Origin of the sequence: Streptomyces sp. NPDC006643 (assembly GCF_042870175.1) — a bacterium.
Taxonomy (GTDB): domain Bacteria; phylum Actinomycetota; class Actinomycetes; order Streptomycetales; family Streptomycetaceae; genus Streptomyces.
Genome location: NZ_JBIAHA010000016.1, coordinates 96,585 through 112,753, shown reverse-complemented (window position 1 = coordinate 112,753; position 16,169 = coordinate 96,585). Strand labels below are relative to the sequence as shown.

The 16,169-nt window shown below is 69.9% G+C and carries 13 protein-coding genes; 8 read left to right on the top strand and 5 right to left on the bottom strand.

Features of this window, described 5'->3' with window-relative positions:
* Nucleotides 1–53 precede the first annotated feature (53 nt).
* The 4 genes from ACFYNU_RS22300 to ACFYNU_RS22285 all read left to right on the top strand — a co-directional run bounded on the left by ACFYNU_RS22300 (nt 54) and on the right by ACFYNU_RS22285 (nt 4,632).
* On the top strand, nt 54–740 hold the full coding sequence (locus ACFYNU_RS22300) for an SDR family NAD(P)-dependent oxidoreductase (protein ID WP_356591084.1): 687 nt from the start codon (nt 54–56) through the stop codon (nt 738–740).
* 266 nt (nt 741–1,006) lie between these two features.
* Nucleotides 1,007–2,536 (top strand): Re/Si-specific NAD(P)(+) transhydrogenase subunit alpha, encoded by a 1,530-nt coding sequence (locus tag ACFYNU_RS22295; protein WP_356591086.1) that lies wholly within the window; start codon nt 1,007–1,009, stop codon nt 2,534–2,536.
* Nucleotides 2,537–2,542: 6 nt separating this feature from the next.
* Nucleotides 2,543–3,934 carry a Re/Si-specific NAD(P)(+) transhydrogenase subunit beta gene (gene pntB / locus ACFYNU_RS22290; RefSeq protein WP_356591088.1) on the top strand — a complete coding sequence of 464 codons (1,392 nt, stop codon included), beginning with the start codon at nt 2,543–2,545 and terminating at the stop codon, nt 3,932–3,934.
* 203 nt (nt 3,935–4,137) lie between these two features.
* The gene (locus tag ACFYNU_RS22285; RefSeq protein ID WP_356591090.1) at nt 4,138–4,632 is read left to right on the top strand and encodes a MarR family transcriptional regulator; all 495 of its coding nucleotides are present in this window, start codon (nt 4,138–4,140) and stop codon (nt 4,630–4,632) included.
* A 33-nt stretch (nt 4,633–4,665) separates the two neighbouring features.
* Here the strand turns inward: ACFYNU_RS22285 and ACFYNU_RS22280 are convergent, their stop codons facing one another.
* Both ACFYNU_RS22280 and aspS read right to left on the bottom strand, forming a co-directional pair.
* Complete coding sequence (locus ACFYNU_RS22280; RefSeq protein WP_356591092.1) at nt 4,666–5,490, bottom strand: hypothetical protein; 825 nt, start codon at nt 5,488–5,490, stop codon at nt 4,666–4,668.
* 227 nt (nt 5,491–5,717) lie between these two features.
* On the bottom strand, nt 5,718–7,481 hold the full coding sequence (gene aspS / locus ACFYNU_RS22275; RefSeq protein WP_356591094.1) for an aspartate--tRNA ligase: 1,764 nt from the start codon (nt 7,479–7,481) through the stop codon (nt 5,718–5,720).
* Between the two features lie 189 nt (nt 7,482–7,670).
* Here aspS and ACFYNU_RS22270 point away from each other — a divergent pair, with 189 nt between their 5' ends.
* Complete coding sequence (locus ACFYNU_RS22270; protein WP_356591096.1) at nt 7,671–9,806, top strand: SpoIIE family protein phosphatase; 2,136 nt, start codon at nt 7,671–7,673, stop codon at nt 9,804–9,806.
* Nucleotides 9,807–9,864: 58 nt separating this feature from the next.
* On the opposite strand, the gene ACFYNU_RS22265 is transcribed toward ACFYNU_RS22270, so the two are convergent.
* On the bottom strand, nt 9,865–10,929 hold the full coding sequence (locus tag ACFYNU_RS22265) for an AI-2E family transporter (RefSeq protein ID WP_356591098.1): 1,065 nt from the start codon (nt 10,927–10,929) through the stop codon (nt 9,865–9,867).
* A 117-nt stretch (nt 10,930–11,046) separates the two neighbouring features.
* Nucleotides 11,047–12,000, bottom strand: coding sequence for a pirin family protein (locus ACFYNU_RS22260; protein WP_356591100.1), 954 nt, complete (start codon nt 11,998–12,000; stop codon nt 11,047–11,049).
* A gap of 295 nt (nt 12,001–12,295) precedes the next feature.
* Between ACFYNU_RS22260 and ACFYNU_RS22255 the strand changes: the two genes are divergently transcribed.
* Together ACFYNU_RS22255 and ACFYNU_RS22250 are read left to right on the top strand one after the other, a co-directional pair.
* Nucleotides 12,296–12,799, top strand: coding sequence for a hypothetical protein (locus ACFYNU_RS22255; RefSeq protein WP_356591102.1), 504 nt, complete (start codon nt 12,296–12,298; stop codon nt 12,797–12,799).
* A gap of 59 nt (nt 12,800–12,858) precedes the next feature.
* Nucleotides 12,859–13,503, top strand: coding sequence for a hypothetical protein (locus ACFYNU_RS22250; RefSeq protein ID WP_356591104.1), 645 nt, complete (start codon nt 12,859–12,861; stop codon nt 13,501–13,503).
* Between the two features lie 110 nt (nt 13,504–13,613).
* Here ACFYNU_RS22250 and ACFYNU_RS22245 read toward each other — a convergent pair whose 3' ends face one another.
* Nucleotides 13,614–14,075, bottom strand: a complete 462-nt coding sequence (locus ACFYNU_RS22245) for an SseB family protein (protein WP_356591106.1) — start codon at nt 14,073–14,075, stop codon at nt 13,614–13,616.
* Nucleotides 14,076–14,270: 195 nt separating this feature from the next.
* Here ACFYNU_RS22245 and ACFYNU_RS22240 point away from each other — a divergent pair, with 195 nt between their 5' ends.
* On the top strand, nt 14,271–16,097 hold the full coding sequence (locus tag ACFYNU_RS22240) for an acyl-CoA dehydrogenase (RefSeq protein WP_356591108.1): 1,827 nt from the start codon (nt 14,271–14,273) through the stop codon (nt 16,095–16,097).
* Nucleotides 16,098–16,169 lie beyond the last annotated feature (72 nt).

The window sequence follows — 16,169 nt, the reverse complement described above, 5'->3', positions numbered from 1 at the left end:
CCGCCCCACTTTTCGACGGCCCGTCCGGGCCGCCTATCGAGAGAGAAAGACCCATGACGGTCACACTGATCACCGGCGCCAACAAGGGCATCGGTTACGAGACGGCGAAGCAGCTTCTGGAGCTGGGCCACGTCGTCTACCTCGGCGCGCGTGACGCGGAGCGAGGCGAGAAGGCCGCGGCGACGCTCGGCGCGCGGTTCGTGCGGCTGGACGTGACCGACGACGCGTCGGTGAACAGCGCGCTGGCGACGATCCGCTCGGCCGAGGGCCGGCTCGACGTCCTGGTGAACAACGCGGGCATCCTGGGCAACGTACCCCTGGACGGCCCCTCGGCCCTCCACGTCTTCGACACCAACGTGGTCGGCATCGTGCGGGTCACCGAGGCGGCGCTCCCCCTGCTGCGCGAATCCTCGAACCCCGTCGTGGTCAACGTCTCCAGCAGCGCCGGCTCGTTCTGGGCGGTGAACAACCCCGACCGGCCGGAGTTCAACCTGCCCCTGCCGCTGTACTCCGCGTCGAAGACGGCGGTCACCATGCTGACGGTCCAGTACGCCAAGGCCCAGCCGGACATCAAGTTCAACGCGGTCGAGCCCGGCACCACCGCCACCGACATGACCGCCGACTTCGGCATCGGGCGCTCCGCGCAGGAGAGCGCCAAGGTCGTCGTGGGATTCGCGACCCCGGGCGCGGACGGTCCGACCGGAACGCTTCAGGACGAGAACGGCCCGCTGGCCTGGTAGACCGTACGGAAGCTCCGAGGGGCGGCGCGGCGGCGCCGCCCCTCGATCCGGGACAGGACCGGGAGAGCGGGGCGGCGTGGCTCGGAGGGGCTCCTGCCACATCCCAGGCCGGACAGGACTCTGGTCCGGGGGAGGGGCCACGCATAACGTGACTCTCGGCCGCGGGGCGTCAGCTACGGACGACGGCGGCGACTGTGCACCGGTCGGGACGCCTCGGGGACGCTTCCCCGCAACCGCTATGTGGAACTCAGCAGACGGAAGAGCCCATGATGCGCATCGGAGTGACCCGAGAGACCAAGCCGGGAGAGACCCGGGTGGCGGCCACGCCCGCCACCGTACGCCAGTTGACCGGCCTGGGTTTCGAGGTGGTGATCGAAGCCGGGGCGGGAGTGCGATCGAGCTTCACCGACGAGGCGTACGCCGACGTCGGCGCGACCGTCGGTACGGCCGCGGACGCGTGGGGCGCGGACCTGGTCTTCCGGGTGAACGCGCCCGCGCTCTCCGAGGTGGAGCGGCTCAACGAGGGGGCGATGCTGGTCGCCCCGCTCGCCCCGGCCGCCAACGGCGAGCTGCTCACGGCGCTGGCCGCGCGCAAGGTCGACGCCTTCGCGATGGACGCGGTGCCGCGCATCTCCCGGGCGCAGTCGCTGGACATCCTCTCCAGCCAGGCCAACATCGCCGGATACCGCGCGGTGATCGAGGCGGCGCACCACTTCGGACGCTTCTTCACCGGGCAGGTGACCGCGGCGGGAAAGGTGCCCCCGGCCAAGGTGCTCGTCGCCGGTGCCGGTGTGGCGGGCCTGGCCGCCATCGGTTCGGCCGCCGCCCTGGGCGCGATCGTCCGTGCCACGGATCCACGCCCCGAGGTCGCCGACCAGGTGAAGTCGCTCGGCGGTGAGTACCTCCCCGTGGACGTCGAGGTCGAGCAGTCCACCGACGGGTACGCGAAGGCGACGTCCGAGGCGTACGACAAGCGAGCCGCGGAGATCTACTCCGAGCAGGCGGCGGACGTGGACATCGTCATCACCACGGCCCTGATACCGGGGCGGCCGGCACCGAGGCTGATCACCGCCGCGGACGTCGCGTCCATGAAGCCGGGGAGCGTCGTCGTCGACATGGCCGCCGGTCAGGGCGGAAATGTCGAGGGATCGGTCAAGGACCAGGTCGTCACGACCGGAAACGGCGTGACCATCATCGGTTACACCGATCTGCCCGCGCGTCTGCCGGCGCAGTCCTCACAGCTGTACGGCGCCAACCTGGTCAACCTGATGAAGCTGCTCGCCCCGGGCAAGGACGGACAGGTCGCGCTGAACCTCGATGACGCCGTGCAGCGCGGGCTGACCGTGGTGCACCGGGGCGAGGTGCTCTGGCCCCCGCCCCCGGTACAGGTCTCCGCGGCCCCTGCCGCCGCCCCCGCGGCCCCGCCGCCGCAGCAGGCGCAGAAGAAGCTCTCCCCCGGCGCCAAGCGGGCACTCGTGGGCGCCGGATCGCTCGCCCTCTTCCTGCTCAACGCCTTCGCCCCCTCGCAGATCACCCAGCACTTCACCGTGCTGGCGCTGGCCGTCGCGGTCGGCTTCTACGTGATCGGGCAGGTGCACCACGCCCTGCACACCCCGCTGATGTCGGTGACCAACGCGATCTCGGGGATCGTCGTGGTGGGCGCGCTGCTTCAACTGACCGTGAACGACAACGTGGTCCTGGTGCTCGCGGGTCTGGCCACGCTGCTCGCCTCGATCAACATCTTCGGGGGCTTCGCCGTCACGCGCCGCATGCTCACCATGTTCCGGAAGGCCTGAACCGACGTGGACATCCTCTCGATCTCGGATGCGGCGTACCTGGTCGCCGCCCTCCTCTTCATTCTGGCGCTCGCCGGACTCTCCAAGCACGAGACCGCTTCCCAGGGCTGGGCCTACGGTGTCGCGGGCATGTCGCTCGCCCTCGCCGCGACGGTACTGCGGGTCGTCGACGCCGGCGACGCCACATCCGTCGTCGTTCTGCTGTCCGCCGTCGCGGTCGGGGCGGTCATCGGGCTGTGGCGCGCGAAGGTCGTGGAGATGACCGGCATGCCCGAACTGATCGCGCTGCTGCACTCCTTCGTGGGGCTGGCCGCGGTGCTGATCGGCTGGAACGGTCACCTCGACGCCGGACCGGACGCCGACGGCATCCACCGGGCCGAGGTGTTCATCGGCGTCTTCATCGGGGCGATCACGTTCACCGGCTCCGTCGTGGCCTTCCTCAAGCTCTCCGCCCGGATGAAGTCCGCCCCGCTGGTTCTGCCGGGCAAGAACATCCTCAACATCGGCGCCCTGGTCGCCTTCGTGGCGCTCACCGCGGCGTACGTCCTCGAACCCGGCCTCGGGCTGCTGATCGCGGTCACCGTGCTGGCGATGGTGCTGGGCTGGCACCTGGTGGCCTCCATCGGCGGCGGTGACATGCCCGTCGTCGTCTCCATGCTCAACAGCTACTCCGGCTGGGCAGCCGCCGCGTCGGGATTCCTGCTGGAGAACGACCTGCTGATCGTCACGGGAGCGCTGGTCGGCTCCTCCGGCGCGTACCTCTCCTACATCATGTGCAAGGCGATGAACCGCTCGTTCTTCTCGGTGATCGCCGGCGGCTTCGGGATCGAGGCCGACCCGTCGGACGACCGGGACTACGGCGAGCACCGGGAGGTCTCCGCGAGTGACACCGCCGACCTCCTGCTGTCGGCCTCGTCCGTCGTCATCACCCCCGGCTACGGCATGGCGGTCGCGCAGGCGCAGTACCCGGTCGCGGAGCTGACCCGCCTGCTGCGGGAGAGGGGTGTGGACGTGCGGTTCGCCATCCACCCGGTCGCCGGCCGTCTGCCGGGCCATATGAACGTGCTGCTGGCCGAGGCCAAGGTGCCGTACGACATCGTCCTGGAGATGGACGAGATCAACGACGATCTCGCCGACACCGACGTCGTGCTCGTCATCGGCGCCAACGACACGGTCAATCCGGCGGCGACCGAGGACCCGAGTTCGCCGATCGCGGGCATGCCCGTGCTTCGGGTGTGGGAGGCCGGGAACGTGGTGGTCTTCAAGCGCTCGATGGCGGTGGGCTACGCCGGTGTCCAGAACCCGTTGTTCTTCCGGGAGAATTCCCAGATGCTCTTCGGCGATGCCAAGACCCGCGTCGCCGAGATCGTGGGTGCGCTCTCAAAGGTCCCTGCCTGAGCCCGCCCCCGACGGCCTGGGCCGTATCCGCCTCGATGATGCGCGGACGGGTGGCGACGCCTTTTCCGGTGCCCAAGGACCGGATTGTACCGGGGGGTACACTCTCCTCGTCGGGCCCCGGATTTCCGCCAGGTGCGTCAGGGATTTCGAAGGACCTTTACGCGTGAAGTCGCGCACATTTCTTTGCCGGATCGGGAGGTTCCATGAACGGCTACGACCGAGATGAGGACGGCGAGGAACCGCGGTGGCTCGATGACCAGGAAAAAGAAACGTGGACGGGGCTGATCTCACTCGTTCTGCTTCTGCCGGGCAGACTCGAATCCCCCTTGCGCAACCAACACGGCCTCACCCTCTTCGAATATCTCGTGCTCAGTCATTTGTCCGAGGCTCCGCAGCGGAAGCTGCGCATGGGTGAACTGGCCTTCCTGGCCAGCGGGTCGCTCTCCCGCCTCTCGAACGTCATCAAGCGCTTCGAACGGCAGGGATGGGCCGAGCGGACACCCGATCCCGAAGACGGCCGCTACACCCTGGCCGAACTCACCGACGACGGCTTCGCGATGGTGCGCTCGGCGGCACCCACACATCTCCGCTCGGTACGCCGTCTCATCCTCGATCGACTCAATGAGACGGATCAGCGGTCCCTGGTGGACATCGCGGAGAAACTACGCATCGTCCCTTCCGGTTTCGCCGAGAAATGACCGGCCGGGACGGCGCCACTTCGAAGGCACGCCCTAGCGCCCCAGCGCCGACACGTCACCCATCACCACCTGCGGGCGCTTCGCCGGGTCCAGCCAGCGCATCAGCTCCGTCAGCCGGGCGATCGGGAGCGAGACACAGCCCTGGGTCGGGCCGCCGTGGTCCACATGGATCCAGATGCCGCCGCCCTTGTCCTCACCCAGGGGGCGGGTCCAGTCCAGTGGGGTGGTGCCCGGCGCGCGGTTGTAGTTGATGGCGACGACATGGTCGAACGACCCGGCCAGCCGCTCCCCCTCGAAGCCGAGACCGTCGATCGTGAAGGCCGGGCCCTCGTCGTACGGGAGTCTCGTCCCCGGGTCGGGCAGCCGGCCGCCCGCGTCCGTCAGGCCGAAGACACCGATGGGACTGCGGAGGTCGCCCTGGCGGTGGTCGTCGGTCCAGCCCTTCAGCGCGTTGTGGGCGGGCCACGGGTCGGAGACGGACCGCCAGCCCTCCACCGGATCGCGCTCGTAGAGGACCAGCATCGCCCGGTTGGAGTCCGGGGCGTCGCCGGTGACCACGACCGCCTGGCGGCTGTCGTCGGGGATCGCGGCGCGGGTCTTCGGGCCCAGCGACGGGATCTCCCTCGGGCGTACGGTCCGCCCCTCCGCCCGGGGGTCGGGCACGGCCCGGCCCAGACCGCCGCGCGCGTCGACGCTTCCCTCGCCACCCCCGTCGTCGGTCACCGCCTTGCCGTCCACCGCCGTCGGGGCGGACGGTCCTCCTCCGCCGGACCCGGGCCCGCCCGCGCAGGCGCCGGCCAGCAGACCGGTGGCGAGCAGGAGGGCGGCCACTGCGTGCGGCCGTGCGCGGTGAGACATGTGGGGCCTTTCAGCTCTCGTGGGGGCCAAGTGGTGCGCACCGGCGATCATGTCGCGTACGTCGTCGACGATCCGGGAACCGGTCGGCGGTTCACCGACGCCCTGTCCAACGCGTCGCCCGGTCGCCGGGCACGGCGAGCACCACGAGCACCCACGCGAAGGGCCCGGGACCGTACGTACGATCCCGGGCCCTTCGAACAGAGCGGGTGCCTACACGGAGCGGGTGCCTACTTGGCGACCGGCTTGCGCAGCTGGATGTTCAGCTCGCGCAGCCGCGTCTCGTCCAGCTCCGTCGGCGCGCCCATCATCAGGTCCTGCGCGTTGCCGTTGAGCGGGAAGGCGATCGTCTCGCGGATGTTGGGCTCGTCGGCGAGCAGCATCACGATGCGGTCGACGCCCGGCGCGATGCCGCCGTGCGGCGGGGCGCCGAGGCGGAACGCGCGCAGCATGCCGGCGAACTCGTGCTCGACGGTCTCCCGGTCGTAGCCCGCGATCTCGAACGCCTTGAGCATCAGCTCCGGTTCGTGGTTCCTGATCGCGCCCGACGACAGCTCGATGCCGTTGCAGACGATGTCGTACTGCCACGCCAGAATGTCCAGCGGGTCCTTCGTCTCCAGGTCCTCAAGACCGCCCTGGGGCATGGAGAACGGGTTGTGCGAGAAGTCGATCTTCCCGGTGTCCTCGTCCTTCTCGTACATCGGGAAGTCCACGATCCAGCAGAACCGGAACACGCCCTCCTCGAAGTGACCGGCCCGCTTGGCCGCCTCGACGCGGACCGCGCTCATGATCTTCGAGACCTCGTCGAACTCGCCCGCGCCGAAGAAGATCGCGTGGCCGGGCACGAGCGACAGGCGCTCGGTGAGGACCTTCACGTTGTCCTCGGTGAGGAACTTGGCGATCGGCCCCGCCAGCGTCCCGTCCTCGCCGACCCGCACCCACGCCAGGCCCTTGGCGCCCTGCTCGACCGCGTAGTCACCGAGGCCGTCGAAGAACTTCCGCGACTGGCCGGCCGTGTCCGGCACCGGCAGCGCGCGGACGTGCTTGCCCGCGAACGCCTTGAACTCGGAGCCCTCGAAGACGTCCGAGATGTCGACCAGCTCCAGCTTGGCCCGCAGGTCCGGCTTGTCGTTGCCGTACTTGAGCATCGACTCGCGGAACGGGATCCGCGGGAAGGGCGAGGTGACCTCGCGCCCGTTGCCGAACTCGGTGAACAGCTCCGTCATCAGCTTCTCGATCGGCCGGAAGACGTCCTCCTGCTCGACGAAGGACATCTCCACGTCGAGCTGGTAGAACTCGCCGGGTGAGCGGTCGGCGCGGGCGTCCTCGTCACGGAAGCAGGGCGCGATCTGGAAGTAGCGGTCGAAGCCGGAGATCATCAGCAGCTGCTTGAACTGCTGCGGGGCCTGCGGCAGCGCGTAGAACTTGCCCGGGTTCAGCCGGGAGGGGACCACGAAGTCGCGGGCGCCCTCGGGGGACGTCGCGGTCAGGATCGGGGTCGCCATCTCGTTGAAGCCCAGCGCGGTCATCTTGTGCCGGATGGCGGAGATGACGGCCGTACGCAGCAGGATGTTGCGGTGCATGCGCTCGCGGCGCAGGTCCAGGAAGCGGTATTCGAGCCGCCGCTCCTCGTTGACCCCGTCCTCGGTGTTGATCGTGAACGGCAGCGGTCCGGCGGCGCCGAGGATCTCGACCTCGGTGACCTCGATCTCGATCTCGCCGGTCGGCAGCTCCGGGTTCACGTTGTCCGCGCCGCGGGCGGAGACCTTGCCGTCGATACGGACGACGGTCTCCTTGGTGAGCTTGGACAGCTCCTCGTTGGCGGGGGTGCCGGGGCGGGCGACGAGCTGGACGAGACCGTAGTGGTCGCGGAGATCGATGAAGAGGATGCCGCCCAGGTCTCGACGATTGTGCAGCCAGCCGCTCAGCCGGACGTCGGTGGAGACGTCAGAGGCGCGGAGCTCGCCGCAGGTGTGGGACCTGTACCGATGCATCGTCGTTCATCCAGTCTTAGCTTTTGGCGGGTGGGCTTGGCCGCACCAGGTTACCGGCACGGCCTAGGCCACCTCCCCCGTATATACGGGGGACGGTCCGGCGACCGGCGACCGCCCCGGTGGTCGCCGGACCACCCGCACGCCTCCTTGACACCGCACTCACCCCGCATACCTGTCTAAAGTGGTGCAATGCGCACCGAGGACGTACTGGCCGCGATCGCGACCGGTCTGTGGCGCTGGGACAACGCGGCCGGGATCGTCACCCTCGACGCGGAGGCGGCGCGGCTGCTCGGGCTGCCCGCCGAGCCCACGGTCCTCAGCGAGGCGGCCACTCGCGCGCGCCTGCATCCCGTCGACTGGAACGAGATCTACGCCGTCGTACGCCTCGCCGTCGCCGAGGGGACCCTCGCCGAGACCCAGGTGCGGGTCGTGGACGAGGAGGGGCGGGTGCTCCGTACCATCAGGTCCCGCTCGAAGCCGCAGATCACGCACCGGGAGTACGGCGAGGACTACGAGCTGATCGGCACCCTCCAGGAGATCGTCGAACCCCAGGCGGGCGCGCTGACCGGCCGCAGCCCGGTCGCCGGCGACTGGCGGCGCTCACGCGAGGCGTTCCTGCTCGACGCGGGCCGGGCACTCGCCGAGGCGCGCTCCACCGCCGAGGTGCTGCGGGTCGCGGCGTCCCTGTCGATGCCGGGCTTCTCCCCCGACGGGCTCGCCGTCTTCGGCGTCGACGGCGAGCGGCTGACGATCATCGGGCACCACGGGAACCCGGACGGCGCCGAGGGGCCCTTCACCGACATGTCCGTGAACACGGACTATCCGGCGGCCGAGGTCGTGCGGACCGGCCGGGCCATCTATCTGCCGACGGCCAAGGAGTTCCACGACCGCTACCCCGCCACCTGGTCGATCGTGAAGGGCTTCGGCCGGCAGTCCTGGGCCTATGTGCCGCTGATCGTCGCCGGCCGCACGATGGGCGCCTGGATGGCCGCCTTCAAGAACCCGGTGACATTCACGCCGGACGAGCGGTCCGTGCTGACGACGGTCGCCAGGATGCTCGCCCAGGCGCTGGCGCGCGCCGAGGTCGCCGAATCGGAGCGCGAGCTGTCGCTGGGGCTCCAGCGTTCGATGATGCCGACGCTGGGGCCGGAGATCCCGGGGATGAGCGTCGCCGCGCGCTATGTGCCGACCGGCGGCGGGCTCCAGGTGGGCGGCGACTGGTACGACATCATCCCGCTGCCCGGCGGCGCCAAGGTGGCGCTGGTCATCGGGGACGTCCAGGGGCACGACGTACGGGCGGCGGGGCTGATGGGACAGCTGCGGATCGCCCTGCGCGCGTACGCCGCCGAGGGGCACCGGCCCGACGCCGTCCTGTCGCGGGCCTCGCGGTTCCTGCACGGCATGTACGAGTTCTCCACCGCCGAGGGGCCCACGCACCCCGACCAGAGCGACCCGGGCGAGGACTCCGACTACACCGTGCCGCGCTTCGCGACCTGCCTGTACATGGAGGTCGACCCGGACAACGGCACGCTCGACATCGCACGGGCCGGACACCCCGACCCGGTGATCCGCTCGGCGGACGGCACGGCGCTCATCCGGCAGACGGCGGGCGGGCTGCCGCTGGGCATCGAGGCGGACTCGAACTATCCGACGAGCCGGGTGATCCTGGAGCCCGGCGACACCCTGATGCTCTGCACCGACGGGCTGATCGAGACCGGCGGGCACGACATGCTGAGCGGCTGGACACGGCTGCGGCCCGTACTGGAGGACAACACCGATCTGTCGCTGGAGAAGCTCGCCGACGCGCTGGTCGCGGCGGTGCACGGGCCCAGCTCGCACTACACGACGGGCCCGCTCGCCGACCGCCGCGAGGACGACATCGCGCTGCTGCTGCTCTCCCGGGACTTCTCGCCCGCGCGGCGACCGCCGCGCCGTACGGTGCTGACGATCTCCCAGGCCGAGCCGGAGCAGGTCGCGGACGCCCGGCAGCAGTTGAAGGACCTGCTGCACGACTGGGCGGACGAGGAACAGGTCGACTCGGCGGTGCTGATGGTCTCCGAGATGGCCACCAACGTGCTCGTCCACACCGACGGCGACGCGGTGCTGATCGCCGAGGCGGCGGGGGAGCGCGGCAAGCGGCGGCTGCGGGTGGAGGTCGCGGACGCGAGCGACGAACTGCCGCACAAACGACGGCCGGGGGAGCTGGCGTCGAGCGGGCGGGGACTGGTGCTGATGGAGATGCTGGCGGACGCGTGGGGGGTGGACCCGCGGGGGGAGGGGAAGTCGACGTGGTTCGAGATCTACGAGAACGGCGACGCGGGCTGAGTCACCGGCCATCGGCCGGAGCCGCGAGACGCCGCCTCGGGCGATGCCGCCGACCCGGTCACGGGGCCGCCGCCTCGTACCGCTCCCGGATCTCCGCGATCACCCCGAACACCGCCGCCGTCAGCGGTACGGCCAGCAGCATCCCCAGGATGCCCGCCACGCTCGCCCCCGCCGTGATCGCGAGCATGACGACCGCCGGATGCATCTGCACCGTACGGCTCTGGATCATCGGCTGGAGCACATGCCCCTCCAGCACCTGTACGGCCAGCACGACCCCCAGCGCCCAGAGCGCGATCACCACCCCCCGGTCGGCCAGCGCCACGAGCACGGCGACGGCGCCGGACAGGAAGGCGCCGAGATACGGGATGTACGCCCCCACGAACACCAGCGCCCCGAGCCCGACCGCGCCCGGCACCCGCAGGATCAGCAGGCCCACCGTGATGCAGATCGCGTCGATGAGCGCGATGAACGTCGTCCCCCGCATGAAGCCCTCGACCGCCCCGTACGCGCGCCGCGCCATCGCCTCGACGATGTCGCCGGTACGGCGCGGGGTGACCGAGCGCAGCGCCCCGGCGACCCGGTCGGAGTCCTTGAGGAAGAAGAAGATCAGCAGCAGCGCGAGGACGGCGGTGGCGATCAGCTCACCGACGACGCTCAGCCCGGTGATCACACCGGAGGCGGCGGTGCCGCCGAACTTGCCGAGCAGGCTCTTCGCGTTCGACGCGACATCGTCCAGGGACGTCCCGGCCGCCCCGAGGTGCTTGCTGAGATCCCGCCCGGCCTGCTTGAGCGAGTTGACGATCTGGTCGCCGGTCTCGATGAGCGCGCTGACGACGATGTACGTGGCCCCGCCGACGACCGCGACCACGGCCAGACAGGTCAGCGCGGCGGCGAGGGACTTCGGCATCCTCATCGCGACGAGCCGCCGGTAGAACGGGCCGAGCAGCGCGGTGCCGAGGATGGCGAGCAGAACGGGGGTGACGGCGGTCTTGAAGGTGATGACGATCCACACGCCGACGCCGACGACCCCGGCGACGAGCAGCAGGACGGCGCACCAGGCACCCACCCGCCAGACCTCAGGGGGCAGCACGCCGGGCGTGCCGCTCCCGCGCGAGTTCTCCATCCGCCCACCCGACCACGGGGCTCGCGCCGCTGTCCCACGGATGGGGCCGGGTGGGTGACGGGGTGTCACTCAGAGGTGGAGCGGGGCGGTTCCCCGCCCCGCTCCACGCCCGCCCGCTTACGAGGCGTCCGCCGGCACCGTGCCCAGCCGGCCGGACTGGAAGTCCTCGAAGGCCTGCTTCAGCTCGGCGTGACTGTTCATCACGAACGGGCCGTAGTGCGCCATCGGCTCGCGGATCGGACGGCCGCCCAGCAGGACGACCTCCAGGTCCGGCGTGTTCGAGTCCTGGGACTCGTCCGCGCGCACCGTCAGCGACGATCCCGCGCCGAAGACCGCCGTCTGGCCCTTGTGGACGGGCCGCCGGTCGGGACCGACCGCGCCGCGTCCCGCCAGGACGTACGCGAGACCGTTGAAGTCCTCGCGCCACGGCAGCGTGACCTCGGCACCCGGCCGCAGGGTCGCGTGGATCATCGTGATCGGCGTGTGCGTGATGCCGGGGCCCTCGTGCCCGTCCAGCGAGCCGGCGATCACCCGCAGCAGCGCGCCTCCGTCGTGCGAGGTGAGCAGCTGGACCTGGCCGCCGCGGATGTCCTGGTAGCGCGGGTCCATCATCTTGTCGGCCGCGGGCAGGTTCACCCAGAGCTGGAGGCCGTGGAAGAGACCGCCCGAGGTCACGAGGGACTCCGGCGGCGCCTCGATGTGCAGCAGGCCCGAGCCCGCCGTCATCCACTGGGTGTCACCGTTGCGGATCGTGCCGCCGCCGCCGTTGCTGTCCTGGTGGATGAAGGTGCCGTCGATCAGGTACGTCACGGTCTCGAAGCCGCGGTGCGGGTGCCACGGGGTGCCCTTCGGCTCTCCCGGCGCGTACTCCACCTCGCCCATCTGGTCCATCATGATGAACGGGTCGAGGTGCTGGTAGGCGATCCCCGCGAAGGCCCGGCGCACCGGGAAGCCCTCGCCCTCGAAGCCGCCGGGCGCGGTGGACACGGCGAGTACGGGACGGGCGACCGCATCGGCGGCGGCCGTGACGCGGGGCAGGGTCAGCGGGTTTTCGACGGTCACAGCGGGCATCGGGGGCCTCCTCGGCTTTGGCTCCAATTTAGTTGAACGGTGAACATCTGGCAAGCGCCGAAGTATTCCGCGCCCCTGCCCGGCCCCGCCCCGGCCGAACCTGGCCGATCCCGGTCACCACACCCGTCACTCCCGTGCCCGTTCACCCCGCGGAACCGGTCACGCCTCAGAGCGTCACCTGCGCCGCAGCACCCGAATTGCGGGCAAGAGCGGGCATCCGGTTTCCCGCTCACTCCGCCGAGCAGAAGCCCCCGCGACAACCGGCCAACTTCCCCCCACCGAAATGGAGTTGCCCATGTCGAGAAGATTCGCTCGGTTCGCCCGGCTCACCGGGGCCGGCACGGCGGCGCTGCTCGCCGCCGGAGCCCTCACCGCCCCGTCGGCCGCCGCCGACGAGAAGCCGCACTGCATCGCCGACGTCACCACGAACGCGGAGACGTGCTTCGCGACCCTCCCCGAAGCACTCGACGCCGCCGGGAGCGGCCAGGGCAACGGCCCGCGGACCGTGGCCGGGGACGTCATCCAGGGCACGTTCTTCGACGACCCGCAGTTCGGCGGCTCGTCCCTGACCGTCTACGGCACCGCGCCGTGCGAGAAGGACGGCTGGGTCAACTACCAGTACGACCTCCCGGACGACTGGAAGAACCGCATCAGCTCCGTGCAGCCCTGGGCCAACTGCTGGCTCTGGCTCTACCCGGAGCCCGGTCTCGGCGGCGACCGCGACGGCCCGTTCGAGGAGAACGCCGGTGACATCGGCAGCTTCATGAACGACCGCGCCCAGTCGATCGGCTTCAGCTGAGCCGCCGGCGCCGTACCGGACCCGTACAGACCAAACCCCCCACACCGCACGGAGCACCCATGAAGAACACCAAGGCCACGAGGAGCACCCGGACGAAGGCCCGGCTCCCCATCCTGCTGGCCGCCGCCCTCACCACCGGTGGCATGGCGCTGGCCCCCACCAGCGCCCAGGCCGCCGAGGAGCAGCCCACCATCCGTGAGCTGCTCGACAAGTGCGACAACGGCACCGACCTCTGCGTCTTCCACCCCTCCGGCCCGCCCGAGGTCTCCATGGGCGAGGCGCACCAGGTCGGCGACAGCGCCTACAACTGCACCGCGGACCTCCAGCGCTCCACCGTCGGCTGGTCGGACACCACCGGCGAGTCCAACAGCGTCGGGGTGTCCCTGAGCGCGGAGGTCGGCTTCGCGAAGGTCTTCAAGGTGAGCATCGAGACCAACTACAGCCACACCTGGGAGAGCTCGCACACCGAGTCGGAGCAGACGAACGTCGACGTACGGCCCGGCGAGGTCGGCTGGGTGACGCGCGAGGCGCAGATGCAGCGCGTGAGCGGCCAGTACGAGCTGCACTTCCCGGACAGGTTCTACGGCCACTACTACTGGTACGTGCCGTTCGACGCCACGGGCCCGCTGCCGGACGCGCCGAGCACCAAGACGCAGCACACCCGCGCGATGACGGACCAGGAGCGCACGGAGCACTGCGGCTAGGAGATCCCCGGCCCCGACACCACGCCGGGCCGGCCGCGACACGCGGCCGGCCCGGCGTTCGCCATTGGCGGGGCTACCGCCTCAGCCGTACAGCCCTGCATCCGCTCCGCTCAGCCGTACATCCGCCGCATCGCGAAGTCGACCATCTGCTCCACGGCCTTCGCGTCGAAGACCATCCGGTGGTCGCCCTCCATGTCGATCACGAAGCCGTACCCCGTCGGCAGCAGGTCGATGACCTCCGCGCCCGTGATCACGAAGTACTTGGACTCCTTGCCCGCGTACCGCCGCAGCTCCTTGAGCGTGCTGAACATCGGGATGACCGGCTGCTGGGTGTTGTGCAGGGCCAGGAACCCGGGGTTGTCACCGCGCGGGCAGTAGACCTTCGACGTCGCGAAGATCTGCTGGAAGTCCTCGGCGGAGAGCGACCCGGTCGTGAAGGCGCGCACCGCGTCCGCCAGCGAGGGCGGGGACGGCTCGGGGTACAGCGGCTGCTCCCCGTATCCGCCGCCCATCGGCTGCTGCGGGGGTGCGTACTGCTGCTGAGCGCCAGGGTTCTGGTCGTAGCCGTACATGCGCCCAAGAGTACTGAGGAAAGACTCACCCATGTACGCGTTGGGCCGCATGCGCCTCTCGTCGTCCTCGTCACAGATGTCCGGGAGGGGTTGCATCTTATTACCGACGGGTAGCATCATCGGAGTCGTTACTGATTACGCGTGCGCCTGCGCGTACGAGGAATTAGCCTCCCAACCGCTTACGGAGCCGTCGCCATGGGGCACTACAAGTCGAATCTCCGCGACATCGAGTTCAACCTCTTCGAGGTCCTCGGGCGCGACAAGCTGTACGGCACGGGCCCGTTCGCGGAGATGGACGTCGAGACAGCCAGGACGATTCTTTCCGAGGTCACCAAGCTCGCCGAGTCCGAGCTGGCCTCCTCCTACGCCGACGCGGACCGTAATCCGCCCGTCTTCGACCCCGAGACCAACACCGCCCCGGTGCCGGCCTCCTTCAAGAAGAGCTACCAGGCCTTCATGGACTCGGAGTACTGGCGCCTCGGCCTCCCCGAGGAGATCGGCGGCACCACCTCCCCCCGCTCCCTGATCTGGGGGTACGCGGAGCTGCTGCTCGGCGCCAACCCGGCGATCTGGATGTACACCTCGGGCCCGGCCTTCGCCGGCATCCTCTTCCAGGAGGGCAACGAGGCGCAGAAGAAGATCGCCGAGATCGCCGTCGACAAGCAGTGGGGCTCCACGATGGTGCTCACCGAGCCCGACGCGGGCTCGGACGTGGGCGCCGGCCGGACGAAGGCCGTCGAGCAGGAGGACGGCTCCTGGCACATCGAGGGCGTGAAGCGCTTCATCACCTCCGGCGAGCACGACATGTCGGAGAACATCCTTCACTACGTGCTGGCCCGCCCCGAGGGCGCCGGCCCCGGCACCAAGGGCCTGTCGCTCTTCCTCGTACCGAAGTACGAGTTCGACTGGCAGACCGGCGAGCTGGGCGAGCGCAACGGCGTGTACGCGACGAATGTCGAGCACAAGATGGGCCTCAAGGCGTCCAACACGTGCGAGCTGACCTTCGGCGACCGGCACCCGGCCAAGGGCTGGCTCGTCGGCGACAAGCACGAGGGCATCCGCCAGATGTTCATGATCATCGAGTTCGCCCGGATGATGGTCGGCACGAAGGCCATCGCCGCGCTCTCGACGGGCTATCTGAACGCGCTGGAGTACGCCAAGGAGCGCGTCCAGGGCCCCGACCTCTCGCAGTTCATGGACAAGAGCGCGCCGAAGGTCACCATCACGCACCACCCCGACGTACGCCGCTCGCTGATGACGCAGAAGGCGTACGCGGAGGGCATGCGCGCGCTGGTGCTCTACACCGCCTCCCTCCAGGACGAGATCGCCAAGAAGGAGGCGGAGGGCGAGGACGTCAAGGCGGACCACGCGCTCAACGACCTGCTGCTGCCGATCGTGAAGGGCTACGGCTCCGAGAAGTCGTACGAGCAGCTGGCCCAGTCGCTCCAGACGCTCGGCGGCTCGGGGTATCTCCAGGAGTACCCGATCGAGCAGTACATCCGGGACGCCAAGATCGACACCCTGTACGAGGGCACCACCGCCATCCAGGGTCAGGACTTCTTCTTCCGGAAGATCGTCCGTGACCAGGGCCAGGCGCTGAACAGCCTGTCCGAGGAGATCAAGCAGTTCCTCGCCGTCGGGACGGGCGGCGCCGAGCTGGCGCCCGCCCGTGACGCGCTCGCCAAGGCGGCCGTCGACCTGGAGGCGATCGTCGGGCGCATGCTGACCGACCTCACCGCCACCGCCGAGGACGTCAAGAACATCTACAAGGTGGGCCTCAACACCACCCGCCTGCTGATGGCGTCCGGCGACGTCGTCGTCGGCTATCTGCTGCTGCGCGGCGCCGCGGTGGCCGTGGAGAAGCTGGAGACGGCCTCCGCGAAGGACGTGCCCTTCTACCAGGGCAAGATCGCGGCGGCGAAGTTCTTCGCGGCGAACGTGCTGCCGGGCGTCTCGGTGGAGCGCGTGGTGGCCGAGTCGGTGGACAACTCGCTGATGGAGCTGGACGAGGCGGCCTTCTAGGGCGCGCCGTTCGGAAGGGCTGTCCGTACGCCGGGCGGGGTCACTACCCCGCCCGGCGTACGCACGCAAGGC

Coding starts and splice junctions, on each gene's coding strand:
- ACFYNU_RS22300 (WP_356591084.1), top strand. CDS start 54: ATGACGGTCACACTGATCACCGGCGCCAACAAGGGCATCGGTTACGAG.
- ACFYNU_RS22295 (WP_356591086.1), top strand. CDS start 1,007: ATGATGCGCATCGGAGTGACCCGAGAGACCAAGCCGGGAGAGACCCGG.
- ACFYNU_RS22285 (WP_356591090.1), top strand. CDS start 4,138: ATGAACGGCTACGACCGAGATGAGGACGGCGAGGAACCGCGGTGGCTC.
- ACFYNU_RS22280 (WP_356591092.1), bottom strand. CDS start 5,490: ATGTCTCACCGCGCACGGCCGCACGCAGTGGCCGCCCTCCTGCTCGCC.
- aspS (WP_356591094.1), bottom strand. CDS start 7,481: ATGCATCGGTACAGGTCCCACACCTGCGGCGAGCTCCGCGCCTCTGAC.
- ACFYNU_RS22270 (WP_356591096.1), top strand. CDS start 7,671: ATGCGCACCGAGGACGTACTGGCCGCGATCGCGACCGGTCTGTGGCGC.
- ACFYNU_RS22265 (WP_356591098.1), bottom strand. CDS start 10,929: ATGGAGAACTCGCGCGGGAGCGGCACGCCCGGCGTGCTGCCCCCTGAG.
- ACFYNU_RS22260 (WP_356591100.1), bottom strand. CDS start 12,000: ATGCCCGCTGTGACCGTCGAAAACCCGCTGACCCTGCCCCGCGTCACG.
- ACFYNU_RS22255 (WP_356591102.1), top strand. CDS start 12,296: ATGTCGAGAAGATTCGCTCGGTTCGCCCGGCTCACCGGGGCCGGCACG.
- ACFYNU_RS22250 (WP_356591104.1), top strand. CDS start 12,859: ATGAAGAACACCAAGGCCACGAGGAGCACCCGGACGAAGGCCCGGCTC.
- ACFYNU_RS22245 (WP_356591106.1), bottom strand. CDS start 14,075: ATGTACGGCTACGACCAGAACCCTGGCGCTCAGCAGCAGTACGCACCC.
- ACFYNU_RS22240 (WP_356591108.1), top strand. CDS start 14,271: ATGGGGCACTACAAGTCGAATCTCCGCGACATCGAGTTCAACCTCTTC.